We start from the raw sequence: 17815 nt of genomic DNA, 5'->3' as shown, positions 1-17815 counted from the left end.
TCTCAGGCCTCCGGGGCTTCGAACTTGGAGGTGCGCTCCATGCCGGCGGCCCGGCCCTTGCCCGAGATGACGAGCGCCATCTTGCGGCTGGCCTCGTCGATCATCTCGTCGCCGAGCATCGCGGAGCCCTTCCTGCCGCCCGCCTCGGACGTGTAGTAGTCGTACGCGTCCAGGATCAACTCGGCGTGGTCGAAGTCCTCTTGGGACGGCGAGAAGATCTCGTTGGACGCCTCGACCTGGCCCGGGTGCAGCACCCACTTGCCGTCGAAGCCGAGCGCGGCGGCGCGCTGGGCGACCGCGCGGTAGCCGTCGATGTTGCGGATCTGGAGGTAAGGGCCGTCGATCGCCTGGAGGTTGTTGGCGCGGGCGGCCATCAGGATCTTCATCAGGATGTAGTGGTAGGCGTCCGCCGGGTACCCGGGCGGCTGCTCGCCGACGACCAACGACTTCATGTTGATCGACGCCATGAAGTCGGCCGGGCCGAAGATGATCGTCTCGACCCGCTGGGACGCCGTGGCGATCTCGTTGACGTTGTTCAGACCCTGGGCGTTCTCGATCTGCGCCTCGATGCCGATCTTGCCGACCTCGAAGCCCATCGTCTTCTCGATCTGCGTCAGCAGCAGATCCAGGGCGACGACCTGCTGGGCCGTCTGCACCTTCGGCAGCATGATGCAGTCGAGGTTCTGCCCCGCGCCCTCGACGACCGTGACGACATCGCGGTACGTCCACTCGGTCGTCCAGTCGTTGACGCGCACGACCCGCGTCTTGCCCGTCCAGTCGCCCTCGTTGAGGAACTTGACGATGGTGTGCCGCGCCTCGGGCTTGGCGAGCGGCGCGCACGCGTCCTCCAGGTCCAGGAAGACCTGGTCGGCGGGGAGACCCTGCGCCTTCTCCAGGAAGCGCGGGTTGCTCCCGGGGACCGCGAGACAGGAGCGCCGCGGGCGAAGCCGGTTGACGGGGGCGGGCGTGGTCATGCGGGGACCTCCAAGGGGTCGAGCAGAGGGTCGAGCTTGTTCGCTTTCCGGATCTCGTCGACGATGCGGCCGATGATTCCGGTGATGTCGAAGTCCTTCGGTGTGAAGACCGCCGCGACTCCGGCGGCCCGCAGCTGTTCGGCGTCACCATTGGGGATGATCCCACCGGCGATGACAGGTATGTCTGTGGCACCGGCCACACGGAGCCGTTCGAGCACGTCCGGCACCAGCTGGGCGTGCGAGCCGGACAGGATGGACAGACCCACCGCGTGCACGTCTTCGGCGAGGGCCGCGTCCACGATCTGCTCCGGGGTCAGCCGGATGCCCTGGTACACCACCTCGAAGCCGGCGTCACGCGCGCGTACGGCGATCTGCTCGGCGCCGTTGGAGTGCCCGTCCAGGCCCGGCTTGCCGACCAGGAAGCGCAGCTTGCCGACACCCATCTCGCGCGCCGTCACGTCCACCTTCCGGCGCACCCCGGCCATCGCCGAGCCCTCCTCGGCGGGCACCGCCACCGGCGCCGACGAGACGCCCGTGGGCGCCCGGAACTCGCCGAACACCTCCCGCAGGGCCCCGGCCCACTCGCCGGTCGTGACACCGGCGCGAGCGCACTCCAGGGTGGCCTCCATGAGGTTGCCGGTGCCCTTGGCGGCCTCCTTCAGCCGCTCCAGCGCCTTGCACGGGCGCGGGTGGTTGAACGGCGGCTGGTAGCGCGTGTCCCGCCAGTGCTGCAACGCCTCGATGACCTGGGCCTCGACGGCCGGGTCGACCGTCTGGATCGCCGTGTCGAGGTCGGCGGTGAGGGGATTGGGCTCGGTCGTGTTGAAGATGTTGACGCCGACGATCTTCTCTTGACCGGACTCGATACGGCCCCGTCGCTCGGCGTGCGAGGAGACGAGCTGCGACTTCAGATAGCCCGACTCGACGGCGGCCATCGCGCCGCCCATCTCCTCGATACGGTCCATCTCCGCGAGGGACTCCTCGACCAGGGAGGCGACCTTCGCCTCGATGACGTGCGAGCCCTCGAAGATGTCCGCGTACTCCAGCAGGTCGCTCTCGTGCGCGAGGACCTGCTGGATGCGCAGCGACCACTGCTGGTCCCAGGGGCGGGGGAGGCCCAACGCCTCGTTCCACGCCGGGAGTTGCACGGCACGCGCGCGTGCGTCCTTCGACAGCGTCACGGCCAGCATCTCCAGCACGATCCGCTGGACGTTGTTCTCCGGCTGCGCCTCGGTCAGGCCGAGTGAGTTGACCTGGACGCCGTAGCGGAACCGGCGCTGCTTCGGGTTCTCGATGCCGTAGCGCTCGCGGGTGATCTCGTCCCAGATGCGGCCGAAGGCGCGCATCTTGCACATCTCCTCGATGAAGCGGACGCCCGCGTTCACGAAGAAGGAGATGCGGGCGACGACGTCGCCCCTGCGGTCCTCGGGGATCTGGCCGGACGCGAACACCGCGTCCAGGACGGCGATCGCGGTGGACATCGCGTACGCGATCTCCTGGACCGGGGTGGCCCCGGCCTCCTGGAGGTGGTAGCTGCAGATGTTGATCGGGTTCCACTTGGGGATGTGGTTGACCGTGTAGCAGATCATGTCGGTCGTCAGCCGGAGCGAGGGAACCGGCGGGAACACGTGCGTGCCCCGCGACAGGTACTCCTTGACGATGTCGTTCTGGGTCGTCCCCTGGAGCTGGGTGATGTCGACGCCCTGCTCCTCGGCGACTACCTGATAGAGCGCCAGCAGCCACATGGCGGTGGCGTTGATCGTCATCGAGGTGTTCATCTGGTCCAGGGGGATGTCCTGGAACAGCCTGCGCATGTCACCGAGGTGCGCGATCGGCACGCCGACCCGGCCGACCTCGCCGCGGGCGAGGATGTGGTCGGAGTCGTAGCCGGTCTGCGTCGGCAGGTCGAACGCGACCGACAGACCGGTCTGGCCCTTGGCGAGGTTGCGCCGGTACAGCTCGTTGGACGCCTCGGCCGTGGAGTGACCGGCGTACGTGCGCATGAGCCACGGACGGTCTTTCTGGCGCTCAGTCATGTACTGGACCTCAGCCCTCAGATGTTCCGGAAGCGGTTGATCGCGTCGATGTGCTTGGCGCGCAGTTCCTCGTCGCGGACGCCCAGGCCTTCCTCGGGGGCGAGGCACAGGACGCCGACCTTGCCCTGGTGGAGGTTGCGGTGGACGTCGTAGGCGGCCTGCCCGGTCTCCTCCAGGGAGTACACGCGGGAGAGCGTCGGGTGGATCTTGCCCTTCGCGACCAGCCGGTTGGCCTCCCAGGCCTCGCGGTAGTTGGCGAAGTGCGAGCCCACGATCTTCTTCAGGGACATCCACAGGTAGCGGTTGTCGTACTCGTGGTTGAACCCGGAGGTCGAGGCGCAGGTGACGATCGTGCCGCCCTTGCGGGTGACGTAAACGCTTGCGCCGAAGGTCTCGCGGCCGGGGTGCTCGAAGACGATGTCCACGTCCTCGCCGCCGGTGAGTTCACGGATGCGCTTGCCGAACCGCTTCCACTCGCGCGGGTTCTGGTTGTGCTCGTCGGCCCAGAACTTGTAGTCCTCGGCGGTGCGGTCGATGATCGCCTCGGCGCCCATCGCCCGGCAGATGTCGGCCTTCTGGGGCGAGGACACGACACAGATGGGGTTGGCGCCGCCCGCGAGCGCGAACTGCGTGGCGTACGAGCCGAGTCCGCCGCTCGCGCCCCAGATCAGGACGTTGTCGCCCTGCTTCATGCCGGCGCCGTTGCGGGAGACCAGCTGCCGGTAGGCGGTGGAGTTCACCAGGCCCGGGGCGGCGGCCTCCTCCCACGACAAGTGGCCCGGCTTGGGCATCAGCTGGTTGGATTTGACGAGCGCGATCTCCGCCAGCCCGCCGAAGTTGGTCTCGAAGCCCCAGATGCGCTGCTCGGGGTCGAGCATCGTGTCGTTGTGCCCGTCGCTCGACTCCAGCTCCACGCTCAGGCAGTGCGCGACGACCTCGTCACCGGGCTTCCAGGCGTTCACGCCGGGGCCGGTGCGCAGGACGACGCCCGCGAGGTCGGAGCCGATGATGTGGTACGGCAGGTCGTGCCGCTTGGTGAGCTCGCTGAGCTTGCCGTAGCGCTCCAGGAAGCCGAAGGTCGCCATCGGCTCGAAGATCGAGGTCCACACGGAGTTGTAGTTGACCGAGGAGGCCATCACGGCCACCAGGGCCTCGCCCGGGCCCAGTTCGGGCACCGGGACGTCGTCCAGGTGGATCGACTTGCGGGGGTCCTTGTCGCGGGTGGTGAGGCCCGCGAACATGTCCGTCTCGTCCTTGTGCACGGTGATCGCGCGGTACGACTCGGGGAGCGGCAGGGCGGCGAAGTCGGCCGGAGTCGAGTCCGGCGACTGGATCGCTTCGAGGATGTCCTTCACGGTCACGGTATTGCCTCCGGCGAAGTGCGCCCTGAGGGAGGGGCGCCGATGGTTACGTCGGTGCTGCTGCTGAGGGTGGGTGCTGAGGTGCCGTCGGTTCGGCGGGTGGTGCTTCGGCAGCGCTTTGTGGCGCGGGAGGTTGCCTGTGACGCAGGCGTCCGGGCGCGCATCCCAGTGGTGGGTTGCGGGGACAGCCGACGTACGAAAGGTCTCTGTACGCCGGCCGCCCGGACACCTTCAACGTATGACACTGCGTGTCACCTCGCAAGGCACCGAGTGCCATGAATCGCTCTCAGGTGAAATCTTTACGTAACAAATGAGCGATGATCGATCGAACGGGGTCGGAAAGGTGCCTGAAAACCTGCTCTGACATGCCAAAACGGCCACCCCGTGGGGTGGCCGTCATCACAGCGGAGTGGGAACGTCAGCGGTCCCTCAGCGCCTCTTCGATGGTCCGCATGACCTCGTCCAGCGGGGCGTCGGTGCGGGCGACCGTCACGAGGACCTCGCCCTGCTGGTGCACCATCGCCGTGGCCGGCTTGGGGGTCGTGGTGCGGCCGGCACCGATGCCGCTGCCGAACGTCTTCCGTACGATCCCGAAGGCGTGGTCGAGCTGTGTCTCGACGTCGCCCTGGCCGCCGGCCCGCAGCCAGCGCCGCAGCACGTGGTTGTGGGCGGTGACCACGGCCGAGGCGGCTACCTCGGCGAGCAGCGGGTCGTCGTTGGCGTCGTCGTCGTGCGCGTGCTCGTCGAAGTGGCCCAGGAGATAGCGGGTGAACAGCCGCTCGTAGCGGGCCACCGACGCGATCTCGGCCTCGCGCAGGGTGGGCACCTCGCGCGTCAGCTTGTAGCGGGCGACCGAGATCTCCGGGCTGGCCGCGTACATGCGCATGACTTCCTTGATGCCCCGGCAGACCGTGTCGAGCGGGTGCTCGTGCGCGGGGGCGGCATTGAGTACCGCCTCGGCCCGGATCAACGTGTCGTCATGGTCGGGAAAGATCGCCTCTTCCTTGGAGCGGAAGTGGCGGAAGAACGTCCGGCGCGCGACCCCGGCCGCGGCCGCGATCTCGTCGACGGTGGTCGCCTCGTACCCCTTGGTCGCGAACAGCTCCATCGCGGCCGCCGCCAGCTCGCGCCGCATCTTGAGACGCTGCGCGGCGGCGCGACTGCCCGCGGCACTCTCCGGCGCGTCGGGCGTGGCTGGTGTACGGGAGGGCTTGGCGGGCTGGGGCATGACCCGAACGTACTGCATGTGCGCAGCTTGGCATGCACGTCGGGGGTTTCCCCCGCCCACCGCGGGCGGGGGTCCTCCGGTGGGTCCGAGCAGTCCGCCCCAGTCCCCGTCGATCCCGAACCGGTCGTCCGGATCCTCAGCGGCGGGCATATTCGCGGAAGCCGCGGCCCGTCTTGCGGCCGAGGCAGCCCGCGGCCACCAGGTGCTCCAGAAGCGGTGCCGGAGCGAGGCCCGGGTCGCGGAACTCGCGGTGCAGGACCTTCTCGATCGCCAGAGACACGTCGAGCCCGACGACGTCCAACAGCTCGAAGGGGCCCATCGGGTAGCCGCCGCCCAGCTTCATCGCCGCGTCGATGTCGTCAAGGGACGCATAGTGCTCCTGCACCATCTTGATCGCGTTGTTGAGGTACGGGAAAAGCAGTGCGTTGACGATGAAGCCGGCCCGGTCACCACAGTCAACGGCATGCTTCTTGATCTTGACGCACACCTCGTGAACTGTTGATTGGACGTCAACATCCGTCAACACCGTACGGACGACCTCGACCAGCTTCATCGCCGGTGCGGGGTTGAAGAAGTGCATGCCGATCACGTCCTGCGGACGCGAGGTGGCGCGGGCGCACGCGACGACCGGCAGCGACGAGGTCGTGGTGGCCAGGACCGCGCCCGGCTTGCAGACCTTGTCCAGCGTCGCGAACAGCTGCTGCTTGATCTCCAGGTCCTCGGCGACCGCCTCGACGGCCAGGTCGACGTCCGCGAAGGAGTCGTAGGAGCCCGCCGGAGTGATCCGCTCCAGGGTCTGCGCGGCGGCCTCGGCGGTCATCCGGCCCTTGTCGACGGAGCGCGAAAGCGACTTGCCGATACGGGACTTGGCGACCTGCGCCTTCTCCTCGCTGCGGGCGGCGAGCACGACCTCGTACCCGGCCTTGGCGAAGACCTCGGCGATACCGGACGCCATGGTCCCGGAACCGGCGACCCCGACCGAGCGGACCGTACGACCCGGGGCGAGCTGCGCGCCCTCCGGCGGGGTCAGCGCGTCCCGCACGACGGTCGCGCCGCCCGGAGTCTCGTACGAGTAGAAACCGCGGCCCGTCTTACGGCCGGTCAGGCCCGCCTCGCTGAGCTGTTTCAGGATCGGCGCGGGGGCGTGCAGCCGGTCGTGGGACTCGGAGTACATGGCCTCCAGGACCGTGCGCGCGGTGTCGATGCCGATCAGGTCGAGCAGCGCGAGCGGGCCCATGGGGAGCCCGCAGCCGAGCCGCATCGCGGCGTCGATGTCCTCGCGGGAGGCGTACTTCGCCTCGTACATCGCGGCCGCCTGGTTGAGGTAGCCGAACAGCAGCCCGTCCGCGACGAACCCGGGCCGGTCGCCGACCGCGACGGGCTCCTTGCCCAGCTCGATCGCCAGCTCGGTGACGGCGGCGACGGCGGCGGGCGCGGTCAGCACCGAGGAGACGACCTCGACCAGCTTCATCGCGGGCGCCGGGTTGAAGAAGTGCAGCCCGAGCACCCGCTCCGGCCGCGCGGAGTCGGCGGCCAGCCGGGTCACGGAGAGAGCGTTCGTGCCGGTCGCGAGGATGGTGTCGGGGCGCACGATCCCGTCCAGCTCGCGGAAGATCTGGTGCTTGATCTCGTACGACTCCGGGGCCACCTCGATGACCAGGTCGGCGCCGGCCGCGGCGCTCAGGTCGGTGGAGGTGCGGACACGGGCCAGGGCGTCGGTGCGCTCCTGCTCGGTCAGCCGGCCGCGCCGCACGGCGTGGGCGGTCGCGGTCTCCAGGGCGGCGACGGCGTGGGCGGTCGCCGCCTCGCTGACGTCGATGCCGACGACCTCTCGGCCGGCCCGGGCGAGGACCTCGGTGATACCGGTGCCCATCGTGCCGAGACCGACGACGGCAATGGTCTTGAACGGGGACAGGGGAGCGTCGGACAGGGGAGCTGCCATCGCGGGACTCCTGGAATGAGGGTGACGACTGGGAGCGCACGGAGTGCGGGTGATGCCGGGCAACGAGCGCACACGCCCGGCGGAAGAAGAGAGTTCCGACCGGCCCTGTCCCAGGCCTGGTCGTACTGCGGCACGCGAAGTACCGAACCGACTGCACTCACGGCGGCTGCGTCACCAGGCCACCGTAAGGAGATGCGCGAGTGGGTAACTCGCTCACCTGAGCTTAACCGGTGAGTAACGAGCGCGCCAGCCCCTGAGTTTGTGATGTAGGTCCCGGGCTTCCTGTGACACCCATAGGCTCGGTTTCATGGACGAAGAGTTGCGATCACTCACGGAGCGCTTACGGCAGGAGTCGGGAGGAGCGGTGCCGTACGAGCGACTCGTGGCGACCGGCGACCTCGACGAACTGGCGGAGCTCCTCACCGCCCCCGGCCATCCGCTGTGGGCAAGGGAGTTGGCCGCGTTCCGCCTCGGCCTCGCCAGCGACCGGCGCGCCTTCGAGTCCCTCGTCCTCCTTCTCAACCACCGCGACCCCCAACGTTGCGCCTCCGCCGCGTACGCCCTGGCCCGCCTCGACGACCCCCGCACCGCCCGAGCGGCCGCCGCCCTCGCCACCAACGAACTCCGCATCGCCTACGCGCTGCACCCTGTCCGCCTCCTGGCCGACCTCCACGCCCCCGAATCCGTCCCCGCCCTCATCACCACCCTGCAACGCCGCCTCCGCCCGCACGACCCGTACCGCCGCGTGGCCCTGGCCTGCGTGGAGGGCCTGGGTGAACTGGCCGACCCGCGCGCCAGACCGGTCCTGAACGACGCGCTGGCCCACCCGGCACTGGCGGAGGCGGCAGTGCACGCGCTGGGGCGGATTCCGCAGCAGCGGTGAGCCGTTGGCCCGGTGGGGCGCTCAGTCCCTCAAGTCCTTGACGTACCGCACCTCGGGCACCGCAACCCCCTCCACCTCGTACGGCTCCTCCGTGCCGTCCGTCCGGAAGCCCGCACGCTCGTAGAAACGTCGGGCACGGGCGTTGCCCCGGACGACCCAGAGGTAGACACGGTCATGCCCGCGGGCCGCGCACTGCCGTAGGGACTCCTGCACGAGGGCCCGTCCGACGCCGGTGTTCACGTACTGGGGGTCGAGATAGACGGCGTACAACTCGGCCTCCCCGCTGCGGAGTTCACCGTCGCGGTACGGTCCGATCGCAGCCCAGCCGACGAGTTCGCCGCCCCGCGTCGCGACCAGGTTCACCACGCTGTCGTCGCCCTGCGCGAAGCGGGCCCGGCGGCGTTCGGCGTCGGCCTTCGCGCTGAGGGTGTCGAGGTACGGCTGCGGCATCAGGCCCCGGTACGCGAACTGCCAGCCCAGGACGCGGATTTCGGAGACGCGGTCGCAGTCGGCGAGGGTCATCGGGCGGATCTGGAGGGGCTGATCGTCGTCCATGGCCGCACCCTAGGGATGCGTCGGCCGAGCCCGCCTCCGAATTACTCGGCCTGTAGCTCGGCCTGTTCGGCGATCACCGCGAACGCCTCGATCTCCATCAGGAACTCCGGTCGCACCGGCGCGGCGACCTGTACGGCCGAGAATGCCCACCGCCCCCGACGGACCGTCGGGGGCGGTGGGCAGTAATCAGTCGTGCTCAGCCGCGGAAGCCCAGCAGGCCGTGCAGCGTCGAACCGTGTGCCGTGCTCGTCGCCGACTTCGCCGCGGTAAGTGGCTTCGGGTCCGGCGTCTTCTGGCACACCGCGTCGACCTCGCCGCCACTGCGCGGCACCTTGCCGTTGGTCAGATACGTCGCCAGGTACTTGTCCAGGCAGGCGTTCCCGCTCAGCGTGATGCCGTGGTTCCCGCCGCCCTGCTCGACCACGAAGCTGGAGTCGGCCAGGAGTTGGTGGACCGTCGCGCCGCCCTCGTACGGGGTCGCCGCGTCGTTCGTCGCCTGGAAGAGCAGCACCGGCGGCAGCTTGCCGTTGGCGATGTTGATCGGCTGCTTCGTCTCCGTCGGCCAGAACGCGCACGGCGCGTTGTACCAGGCGTTGTTCCAGACCATGAACGGCGCCTTCTCGTAGGCCGCCCAGTTGTCCTTGCGCCACTGGTTCCAGTCGCGCGGCCAGGACGCGTCACGGCACTGCACCGAGGTGTAGACGCTGTACCCGTTGTCCCCGGAGGCGTCGATCGCGGCGAAGTTGCCGTACGCCTCGACCAGCGGATCGGCGTTCTTGTCGTTCACGTACGCCGCGAACGCCTCGGCGAGATAGGGCCAGTAGCCGTTGTAGTACCCGCCCGGGATGAAGGTGTCCTCCAGCTCGGAGGCCCCCACCTTCCCGCCCGCCGGCTTCTTGGCCAGCGCCGCCCGCATCGCGTACCACTTGGCCTCGATCCTGGCCGGGTCGGTGCCGAGCTTGTACGTCGAGTCGTACTTGGCGATCCACGCCATGAGCGCCTGCTGGCGGTCGTTGAAGGCGTAGTCCTGCCCGAGGTTGTCGTCGTACCAGACTCCGGTGGGATCGACGATGGAGTCCAGCACCAGGCGGCGCACGCGCTCCGGGAAGAGCTTGGCGTACACGGCGCCCAGGTAGGTGCCGTACGAGTAGCCGAAGTAGTTGATCTTCTTGGCGCCGAGCGCCTGCCGGATCGAGTCCATGTCGCGCACGGCACTGATCGTGTCGATGTACGGCAGCACGCTCGCGTACTTCTTGCCGCAGGCGGCCGCGAAGGCCTTCGCGCGCGTGAGGTTGGCCTTCTCCAGCGCCGGCGTGCTCGGCACCGAGTCGGGGCGCACCGGGTTGAAGTGCCCCGGCTTGCAGTCGAGGGCGGGGGTGCTCTTGCCGACGCCGCGCGGGTCGAAGCCGATGACGTCGTACTGGGACGCCACCGCCTTGGGCAGCGAGGACGCGACGAATCCCGCGAGGGTCAGCCCGCTGCCGCCGGGGCCGCCGGGGTTGACCAGCAGCGGTCCCTGATACGTCTTCGCGGTGTGCGGGACGCGGGACAGGGCGAGCGTGATCTGCCTGCCGTGCGGCTTCGCGTGGTCCAGGGGCACCTTGACGCTCGAGCACTGGAGCGTCGGGTAGTCGGTGGTGGCACAGCTCTTCCAGCTGAGCTTCGCCGCCTGGACGGTGGTCGTGGGGTGCGCGGTGCTCGCGTCGGCAGGGAGAGCGGTGACCGTCCCGGCCACGACGACGGCGGCACCGCACAGTACGGCTACGCGTTTTCTCATACGTCCTCCCAGGACGGAGAGGCGGCGGACAGCGGGTTTCGCGGTCCGTCCTCGCCGCATAGTCCCGAAAACCCGGGGCGGAAGAACCTGTTCAGCCGATACTTGACCCAATTGGGCCGCCGGATGCGCTCGAACGCCCCCGGATCGGTGAGAAGCGCCCCCGGATCGGCTCAGGGACGAACACCCTCAGATCAGCGAGAGCTGCGTCGGCTCGGACACCGGCTGATCCGGCGGGGTCTCGGGCTCTGGAATCCGGCGCGGCATCCCCGCGCGCGCGGGACCGATGCCGTACTCCTGCGCCAGGTCGTGCACCTGACGGGTGATCCGGCGCTGGTACCACTTCGGGGCGTACGCGCCCTCCGCGTACAGCCGCTCGTAACGGCGCACCAGATGCGGGTGATGCTGCCCGAGCCACGCCATGAACCACTCGCGGGCACCGGGCCGCAGATGCAGCACCAGGGGAGTCACCGAACTGGCCCCGGAGGCCGCTATCGCCCTTACGGTGGCGCGCAGTTGGGCCGGGTGGTCACTCAGGAAGGGGATCACCGGGGCCATCAGGACGCCGACGTCGATGCCGTGCTCGGTCAGGGTCCGTACGGCGTCCAGGCGCCGCTCCGGGGAGGGCGTGCCGGGCTCCACCGTGCGCCACAGCGCGGGGTCGGTGAAGCCGACGGAGACCGAGATGCCGACGTCGGTGACCTCGGAGGCCTGCACCAGGAGGTCCAGGTCGCGCAGGATCAGCGTGCCCTTCGTCAGGATCGAGAAGGGGTTCGCGTGGTCGCGCAGGGCGCCGAGGATGCCCGGCATCAGCCGGTAGCGGCCCTCCGCGCGCTGGTAGCAGTCGACGTTCGTGCCCATCGCTATGTGCTCGCCCAGCCAGCGCCGTGAGCCGAGCTGGCGGCGCAGCAGGTCCGGCGCGTTCACCTTGACCACGATCTGCGAGTCGAAGCCGAGGCCGGTGTCGAGGTCCAGATAGCTGTGCGACTTGCGGGCGAAGCAGTACACGCACGCGTGCGAGCAGCCCCGGTACGGGTTGACCGTCCACTCGAAGGGCATGCGGGAGGCCCCCGGCACCCGGTTGATGATCGAACGGGCCCGCACCTCGTGGAAGGTGATCCCGCGGAACTCGGGCGTGTCGAAGGTACGGCTGACCACGGCGTCCGCGCCGAACAGCGCGGCGTCGGCCGCCCGGCTGTGACCGCCGGACTCCACGGTGAGGTTCTCCCAGCGCATGACGCCTCCTAAGTAGGCCTGCCCTCCGAGTGAAACACTTGTTCGAATTACTGTGCAAGTGTCATTCCCGATCGCTTCCGACGCCTTGAGGCACCCCGATTTGGGGGGCCGTGGGCGGGGGTGGTTGGCTTGCACCGACCCCGAGAACTCATGTCCTGGAGGAAACCGATGGCGCAGGTCGAGGCGACTACCGAGCGGGTCGTCGCAGCCGACGCGGAGGCTGTCTTCGACGCCCTCGCCGACTACAGCGGCACGCGCGCGAAGGTGCTGCCCGAGCAGTTCAGCGAGTACGAGGTGCGCGAGGGCGGCGACGGCGAGGGCACCCTCGTCCACTGGAAGCTCCAGGCCACCAGCAAGCGCGTCCGCGACTGCCTCCTGGAGGTCACCGAGCCCACCGACGGCGAACTCGTCGAGAAGGACCGCAACTCCACCATGGTCACCACCTGGCGGGTCACCCCGGCCGGCGAGGGCAAGTCCCGCGTCACCGTGACCAGCACGTGGGACGGTGCCACCGGCATCGGCGGCTTCTTCGAGCGCACCTTCGCCCCCAAGGGCCTCGGCCGCATCTACGACCTGGTGCTCGACAGGCTCGCCGCCGAGGTCGAGAAGTAGGCTTCAAGGGCCAAGCCTCCAGGGCGCGTTGGCGTCCTGGCCGCGTCCCTCACCGGTTCGGGTGGATCTCCGTCCGAGCCGGGCGTACGCCGTAACTCGTCGCGCTTGCTCGCAGTTGTCGCCTAAAGCGGCAATTGTGCGGCAGGCGTGACGAGGGGAGCGGTACGTGGGCGGGACGAGTCTGGTGCGGGACGAACAGGCCCCGGCACCCCCGGAGACACCCGTCCCCACACCCGTCGAGAAGGTCGAACTCGGCCCGCGCCGCGTGCGGTTGGTGTTCCTCGGCCTGATGCTCGCGCTGCTCCTGGCAGCCCTCGACCAGATGATCGTCGCCACCGCGCTCCCGAAGATTGTCGGCGAACTGCACGGCCTGGAGAAGATGTCCTGGGCGATCACCGCCTACCTCCTCACCTCCACGGTCGGCCTGCCGGTCTACGGCAAGCTCGGCGACCTCCTCGGCCGCAAGAGCGTGTTCCAGTTCGCGATCGGCGTCTTCGTCATCGGCTCCGCGCTCTCGGGCCGCGCCCAGTCCATGGACCAACTCATCGCGTTCCGCGCGGTGCAGGGCATCGGCGCGGGCGGACTCATGATCGGCGTGCAGGCGATCATCGCGGACATCGTGCCGCCCCGCGAGCGCGGCCGGTTCATGGGCCTGATCGGCGCCACCTTCGGACTCGCCTCCGTGGCGGGGCCGTTGCTCGGCGGCTACTTCACCGACCACCTCTCCTGGCGCTGGTGCTTCTACATCAACGTGCCGTTCGGCGTGGTGACCTTCGCCGTCGTGACCGTCGTACTGAAGCTGCCGAAGCCGACCGCCAAGGCGCGCTTCGACATCGTCGGCGCGCTGCTGCTCGCCGCCGCGTCAACGTGCCTGGTCCTGCTGACCAGTTGGGGTGGGACCGAGTACGCGTGGGGCTCGCGCGTCATCCTCGGACTCGGCGCGGGAGCCGTGGCCGCCGCGGTCCTGTTCCTCGTCGCCGAGCGCTTCGCGCCCGAACCCCTCATCCCGCTACGGCTGTTCAAGGACGCCGTCTTCAACATCACCGCCCTGGTGGGCCTGGTGATCGGGGTCGCGCTGTTCGGGGCCGCCAGCTATCTGCCGACCTTCCTGCAGATGGTCGACGGGGCGAGCGCCACCGAGTCGGGACTGCTGATGCTGCCGATGATGGGCGGCATCGTCGGCGCGTCCATCGTCTCCGGGCAGCTCATCAGCCACACCGGCCGGTACAAGATCTACCCCGTCCTCGGCAGCGCGCTGGCCACCCTCGGCATGTGGCTGCTGTCCCGCCTCGAAGTCGACACCTCCCGGCTCCAGTACAGCCTCTGGATGGCCGTCCTCGGCGCCGGCATCGGCATGGTGATGCCCGTCCTCGTCCTCGCCGTGCAGAACTCCGTACGGCCCGCCGACCTCGGCACCGCCACCAGCGCCAACAACTACTTCCGGCAGATCGGCGGCAGCGTCGGCGCCGCCGTCTTCGGCACCCTGTTCGCCGACCGGCTCACCGACGCCCTGCGCGACCGCATCCCCGCGCGCGCGGGTGCCGGCCTGCCCGACCCCGAGTCCATCACCCCGCAGCTCGTCCACACGCTGCCCCCGGCACTGCGCGACGGCTACATCCAGGCGTACGCCGACGCCATGCCGCGGATCTTCCTCTACCTGGTGCCGGTGCTCGCCCTCGGCCTGCTCATCGCCTTCTTCCTCAAGGAGAAACCACTGGTGTCCCACAACGCCCCCGCCGAGACGCCCGAGGCCGCGCCCCTCAACTCCCCGATCCCGCAGGCCTTCCCCCAACCTTCGGCCGGGGGGACCCCCATCTCGCTTCGCTCGGCGTACGCGGCCGGAATCCCCGTCTGCGGAACGGTCCAGCACCCCGACGGGACCGTCGTGCCCCGGGCCGCGCTCACCCTCATCGACGTCTCCGGACGGCAGATCGGGCGCGGCGCCAGCGGCCCGGACGGGCGGTACGCGCTGTCGACGCCCGGCTCCGGTTCGTACGTCCTGATCGCGGCGGCCGGCGGGCACCAGCCGCAGGCGGTGTCCGTGACCGTCGGCGAGCGGCCCGTCGAGCTGGACGTCGTCCTCGGCGGCGCCGGACGCCTCGCCGGGAGCGTGCTGACCGCGGACGGCACCCCGGTGCGGGAGGCCGCCGTGACGCTCACCAACGTGCACGGCGAGGTCGTCGCCAGCACCCGCAGCGGGCGCGAAGGCGGCTATGTCATCAGCGAGTTGGTGGCCGGCGAGTACACACTCGCCGCCAGCGCGCCCGCGTTCCGCCCGGCCGCGCTCCCCGTCAGCGTCCAGGCGTCCCGCGAGACCCGCCAGGACGTCGAACTCGCCGGCGGCGCCGTGCTGCGCGGCACCGTCAGGGCGAGCGGCGGGCGGCCCGTCGAGGACGCGCGCGTGACGCTCCTCGATGCGGCGGGCAACGTCGTGGACACCCTCACCACGGGACCCGACGGAACGTTCCGGTTCGTCGACCTGTCCTCCGGCGAGTACACGGTGATCGCCGCCGGGTACCCGCCCGTGGCCACCGTGCTCCAAGTGGCGGGCGGGGGACGCACCGAACGCGATCTCCAACTCGGCCACGAGGACTGACTCCTGCCCCATAGGGCGCGGCGGCGCACGCCGGTGCGATTGAGTGGAACCAATTCCAGGAATGCCACACATCGCCACCGGCCGCCCCCGTAGCGTGGTGAGTGGCGGCACAGATCTTGCGGAGCCGTGGGGAGAGAGGGCCTGGGGCATGGACCGTGGCACCGAGCGGGGGACACCTCCCGGCCGCGGGGCCGGGGACGACGTGGTCGCGGAACACACCGCGACGGGCCGTATCCCCCTGGCCGTGATCCTCGTCGATCGCGACGGCCTCGTCTCGCATTGGAGCCGCGGCGCCCGACGCCTCTTCGGCGTCACCAAGGAAGAGGCGATCGGCCAGACGGCGATCGACCTGCTCCCCGTCTCCGGCGCCCTCCCCGAGGACGAGGAGACCAGTCCCTACGGCGGGTTCACGGCCTACGACGGACTCGGCCCCGACCTGGAGTCCTCCCTCGACGGACGCCTGTCCTACCCGGCGGCGGGCCGCGCCCGCCTCACCGTCCCCGAGCGTGACCGCATCGACGTCCTGTGGTGGGCCTACCCCCTGGTCGGCCCCGGACAGGAGCGGCTCCTCGTGCTCGCCGCCGACGCGGGCGGCCTGCGCCAGGACCTCCCGGAGGTGGAACGCGCCTTCGAGCGCATAGCCCCGGGCTTCGCCCTGCACACGAACTTCCCCGGCGCCGACGAACTCGCCCGCAGGCTCCCCGAGATCCTCCCCAGCATGAGCGTCGACGAGAGCGCCCGCATCGTCGCGCAGGTCCTCGAACTGGGCTATCCCGTCCTGGAGTTCAGCCAGAACGAGCGGGTGCCGGTGACCCCCGACTGGGGCGTCGCCCGCCGTGCCGAGCGCAAGGCGCGCCGCGAGCGGGCCGCCCTCGCGGTCGCCGACGGGCTCCCGGTGCCGCAGGAGGCCGCGGACGAGGGCGAGGACCTCGAATACGTCGCCGTACGCGAGCGGCTGGAGTTCCTCAACGAGGTCAGCGGACGCATCGGCACCTCGCTCGACCTCGCGAAGACCATCGTCGAGGTCAGCAAGGCCGTCGTACCCAAGTTCACGGACGTCGCGGGGACCTACCTCCGCGAACAGGTCGTCGCCGGCGAGGGGTTCCCGGACGGTGTGCCGGACACCACCACCATGTGGCACCGGGTCGCCCTGGAGCACACCGACGAACCCGGCCGCTGGGACGACGTCGTACCGGTCGGCGAGGCCATGCCGTTCCCGGCGCACACCCCGTTCTTCCAGTGCATGACCACCGGCGACCCCGTCCTCGTACCGCGCATCAGCGAACAGATGGGGCACATGATCGCCTCGCAGTTCGAGAAGCGCGACATCCGGCCGCTGATCACGGGCCGCTCCATGCTGGTCGTCCCGCTCAAGGCCCGCAACGTCGTCCTCGGCTTCATGATCCTGCTGCGCCACCCCGAGCGCGTCGAGTTCAACGACATGGACCGCGCCACCGGCGCCGAACTCGCCGCCCGCGCGGGCCTGGTGCTCGACAACGCGCGCATGTACACCTACCAGGAGTCCGTCGCCGAGACCCTCCAGGACAGCATGCTGCCGCACATCCCGCCGCGCATGGCGGGCTGCGACATCGCCACCCGCTATCTGCCGGGCACGCTGCTCGGACGGGTCGGCGGCGACTGGTTCGACGCGGTGAAACTGCCCGGCGCCCGTACCGCGCTCGTCGTCGGCGACGTCATGGGCCACGGCCTCAACTCGGCCGCGATGATGGGCCAGTTGCGCACCGCCGTGCAGACCATGGCCGCCATGGACCTCCCACCCGCCCAACTCCTGCGCAACCTCGACGACTTGGCACAGCGCCTCGGCGACTCGTACCTCGCGACCTGCCTGTACGTGGTCTACGACCCGATCGCCAGCGAACTCCACATCGCCAACGCGGGCCACATCCCGCCGGTGGTCGTGCGTGCCGGGGACGGCCGCAGCGAGCTGCTCGACCTGCCCACGGGCGCGCCCATCGGCGTCGGCGGGGTGCCCTTCGAGGCGGTACGCGTGCGCGTGCTGCCCGGCGACCGGCTCGTGATGTGCACCGACGGTCTCGTCGAGGTGCGCGGCGAGGACATCGGCGTGGGACTCGCGACGCTCAGCGAGTCGGCCGCGCATCCGGCCGCGTCCATGGACGACGCCTGCGACACCATCATCCGCACCCTCAACACCCGCGGCGGCCGCAAGGACGACGTCGCCCTCCTGATGGCCCGCCTGAACGGCATCGAGCCGGACGACGTCGCCGAGTGGCGGCTCAGCCTCGACCCCGTCGAGGCCGGCCGGGCCCGCGCGGTGGTCCGCGAGCAGCTCCACGAGTGGGGCCTCGCCAAACTCGCCGACAACGCCGCCCTGTTGGCCGGCGAGCTGGTCACCAACGCAGTACGGCACTCCCACGGCCGCCGGATCGAACTGCGCCTGGTGCGCGGCGACACGCTGCTGTGCGAGGTGGACGACGACGACCCCACCCTGCCGTCCCTGCTCGGCGCGGGCCCCGACGACGAGTTCGGCCGCGGCCTGCACCTGGTCGGCGTGCTCGCCCGCGAATGGGGCGCCAGCCGCACGACCACGGGCAAGACCGTCTGGTTCGAACTCACCCTGCCGCGCCGCTGAAGCCCAG

Annotated in this window: 12 protein-coding genes and 1 pseudogene; 4 read left to right on the top strand and 9 right to left on the bottom strand. The window is 70.0% G+C overall.

Annotated elements, in window-relative coordinates:
• Positions 1-2: 2 nt before the first annotated feature.
• The 5 genes from OG714_RS11355 to OG714_RS11335 form a co-directional block, all read right to left on the bottom strand.
• On the bottom strand, positions 3-974 hold the full coding sequence (locus OG714_RS11355; RefSeq protein ID WP_406120216.1) for an HpcH/HpaI aldolase/citrate lyase family protein: 972 nt from the start codon (positions 972-974) through the stop codon (positions 3-5).
• A complete protein-coding gene (locus OG714_RS11350) occupies positions 971-3010 on the bottom strand; it encodes a protein meaA (protein WP_406120215.1) in 2040 nt (679 codons plus the stop codon). The genes OG714_RS11355 and OG714_RS11350 overlap by 4 nt, the downstream gene beginning before the upstream one ends.
• A gap of 17 nt (positions 3011-3027) precedes the next feature.
• The gene (gene ccrA / locus OG714_RS11345; RefSeq protein WP_406131784.1) at positions 3028-4365 is read right to left on the bottom strand and encodes a crotonyl-CoA carboxylase/reductase; all 1338 of its coding nucleotides are present in this window, start codon (positions 4363-4365) and stop codon (positions 3028-3030) included.
• A 424-nt stretch (positions 4366-4789) separates the two neighbouring features.
• The gene (locus OG714_RS11340; protein ID WP_406120214.1) at positions 4790-5599 is read right to left on the bottom strand and encodes a TetR family transcriptional regulator; all 810 of its coding nucleotides are present in this window, start codon (positions 5597-5599) and stop codon (positions 4790-4792) included.
• A gap of 136 nt (positions 5600-5735) precedes the next feature.
• The gene (locus OG714_RS11335; protein ID WP_406120213.1) at positions 5736-7541 is read right to left on the bottom strand and encodes a 3-hydroxyacyl-CoA dehydrogenase family protein; all 1806 of its coding nucleotides are present in this window, start codon (positions 7539-7541) and stop codon (positions 5736-5738) included.
• Between the two features lie 307 nt (positions 7542-7848).
• Here OG714_RS11335 and OG714_RS11330 point away from each other — a divergent pair, with 307 nt between their 5' ends.
• A complete protein-coding gene (locus OG714_RS11330) occupies positions 7849-8424 on the top strand; it encodes an adenylosuccinate lyase (protein WP_406120212.1) in 576 nt (191 codons plus the stop codon).
• A 21-nt stretch (positions 8425-8445) separates the two neighbouring features.
• Here the strand turns inward: OG714_RS11330 and OG714_RS11325 are convergent, their stop codons facing one another.
• The 4 genes and pseudogenes from OG714_RS11325 to OG714_RS11310 form a co-directional block, all read right to left on the bottom strand.
• Positions 8446-8979 (bottom strand): GNAT family N-acetyltransferase, encoded by a 534-nt coding sequence (locus OG714_RS11325; RefSeq protein WP_406120211.1) that lies wholly within the window; start codon positions 8977-8979, stop codon positions 8446-8448.
• A 41-nt stretch (positions 8980-9020) separates the two neighbouring features.
• A pseudogene (locus tag OG714_RS11320) lies at positions 9021-9125 on the bottom strand (RidA family protein); the annotation flags it as partial.
• Positions 9126-9175: 50 nt separating this feature from the next.
• Positions 9176-10756, bottom strand: a complete 1581-nt coding sequence (locus tag OG714_RS11315; protein WP_406120210.1) for an alpha/beta hydrolase — start codon at positions 10754-10756, stop codon at positions 9176-9178.
• Positions 10757-10942: 186 nt separating this feature from the next.
• Entirely contained in the window at positions 10943-11989 is a 1047-nt protein-coding gene (locus OG714_RS11310) for an Rv2578c family radical SAM protein (protein ID WP_406120209.1), read from the bottom strand.
• A 168-nt stretch (positions 11990-12157) separates the two neighbouring features.
• Here OG714_RS11310 and OG714_RS11305 point away from each other — a divergent pair, with 168 nt between their 5' ends.
• The 3 genes from OG714_RS11305 (at position 12158) to OG714_RS11295 (ending at position 17808) form a co-directional block, all read left to right on the top strand.
• Positions 12158-12601, top strand: a complete 444-nt coding sequence (locus OG714_RS11305) for an SRPBCC family protein (protein ID WP_406120208.1) — start codon at positions 12158-12160, stop codon at positions 12599-12601.
• A gap of 166 nt (positions 12602-12767) precedes the next feature.
• Positions 12768-15197, top strand: a complete 2430-nt coding sequence (locus OG714_RS11300) for an MFS transporter (protein ID WP_406120207.1) — start codon at positions 12768-12770, stop codon at positions 15195-15197.
• 148 nt (positions 15198-15345) lie between these two features.
• On the top strand, positions 15346-17808 hold the full coding sequence (locus OG714_RS11295; protein WP_406120206.1) for a SpoIIE family protein phosphatase: 2463 nt from the start codon (positions 15346-15348) through the stop codon (positions 17806-17808).
• The last annotated feature ends 7 nt before the right edge of the window (positions 17809-17815 follow it).

This window comes from Streptomyces sp. NBC_00989 (assembly GCF_045162655.1).
In the GTDB taxonomy this organism is placed as follows: Bacteria; Actinomycetota; Actinomycetes; order Streptomycetales; family Streptomycetaceae; genus Streptomyces.
This window is presented reverse-complemented; position numbering and strand designations above follow the sequence as displayed.

Excerpts from the sequence above, each read along its gene's own strand:
- OG714_RS11335 (WP_406120213.1), bottom strand. The coding sequence starts at position 7,541 with ATGGCAGCTCCCCTGTCCGACGCTCCCCTGTCCCCGTTCAAGACCATT.
- OG714_RS11350 (WP_406120215.1), bottom strand. The coding sequence starts at position 3,010 with ATGACTGAGCGCCAGAAAGACCGTCCGTGGCTCATGCGCACGTACGCC.
- OG714_RS11355 (WP_406120216.1), bottom strand. The coding sequence starts at position 974 with ATGACCACGCCCGCCCCCGTCAACCGGCTTCGCCCGCGGCGCTCCTGT.
- OG714_RS11315 (WP_406120210.1), bottom strand. The coding sequence starts at position 10,756 with ATGAGAAAACGCGTAGCCGTACTGTGCGGTGCCGCCGTCGTCGTGGCC.
- OG714_RS11325 (WP_406120211.1), bottom strand. The coding sequence starts at position 8,979 with ATGGACGACGATCAGCCCCTCCAGATCCGCCCGATGACCCTCGCCGAC.
- OG714_RS11305 (WP_406120208.1), top strand. The coding sequence starts at position 12,158 with ATGGCGCAGGTCGAGGCGACTACCGAGCGGGTCGTCGCAGCCGACGCG.
- OG714_RS11340 (WP_406120214.1), bottom strand. The coding sequence starts at position 5,599 with ATGCCCCAGCCCGCCAAGCCCTCCCGTACACCAGCCACGCCCGACGCG.
- OG714_RS11330 (WP_406120212.1), top strand. The coding sequence starts at position 7,849 with ATGGACGAAGAGTTGCGATCACTCACGGAGCGCTTACGGCAGGAGTCG.
- OG714_RS11310 (WP_406120209.1), bottom strand. The coding sequence starts at position 11,989 with ATGCGCTGGGAGAACCTCACCGTGGAGTCCGGCGGTCACAGCCGGGCG.
- OG714_RS11295 (WP_406120206.1), top strand. The coding sequence starts at position 15,346 with ATGGACCGTGGCACCGAGCGGGGGACACCTCCCGGCCGCGGGGCCGGG.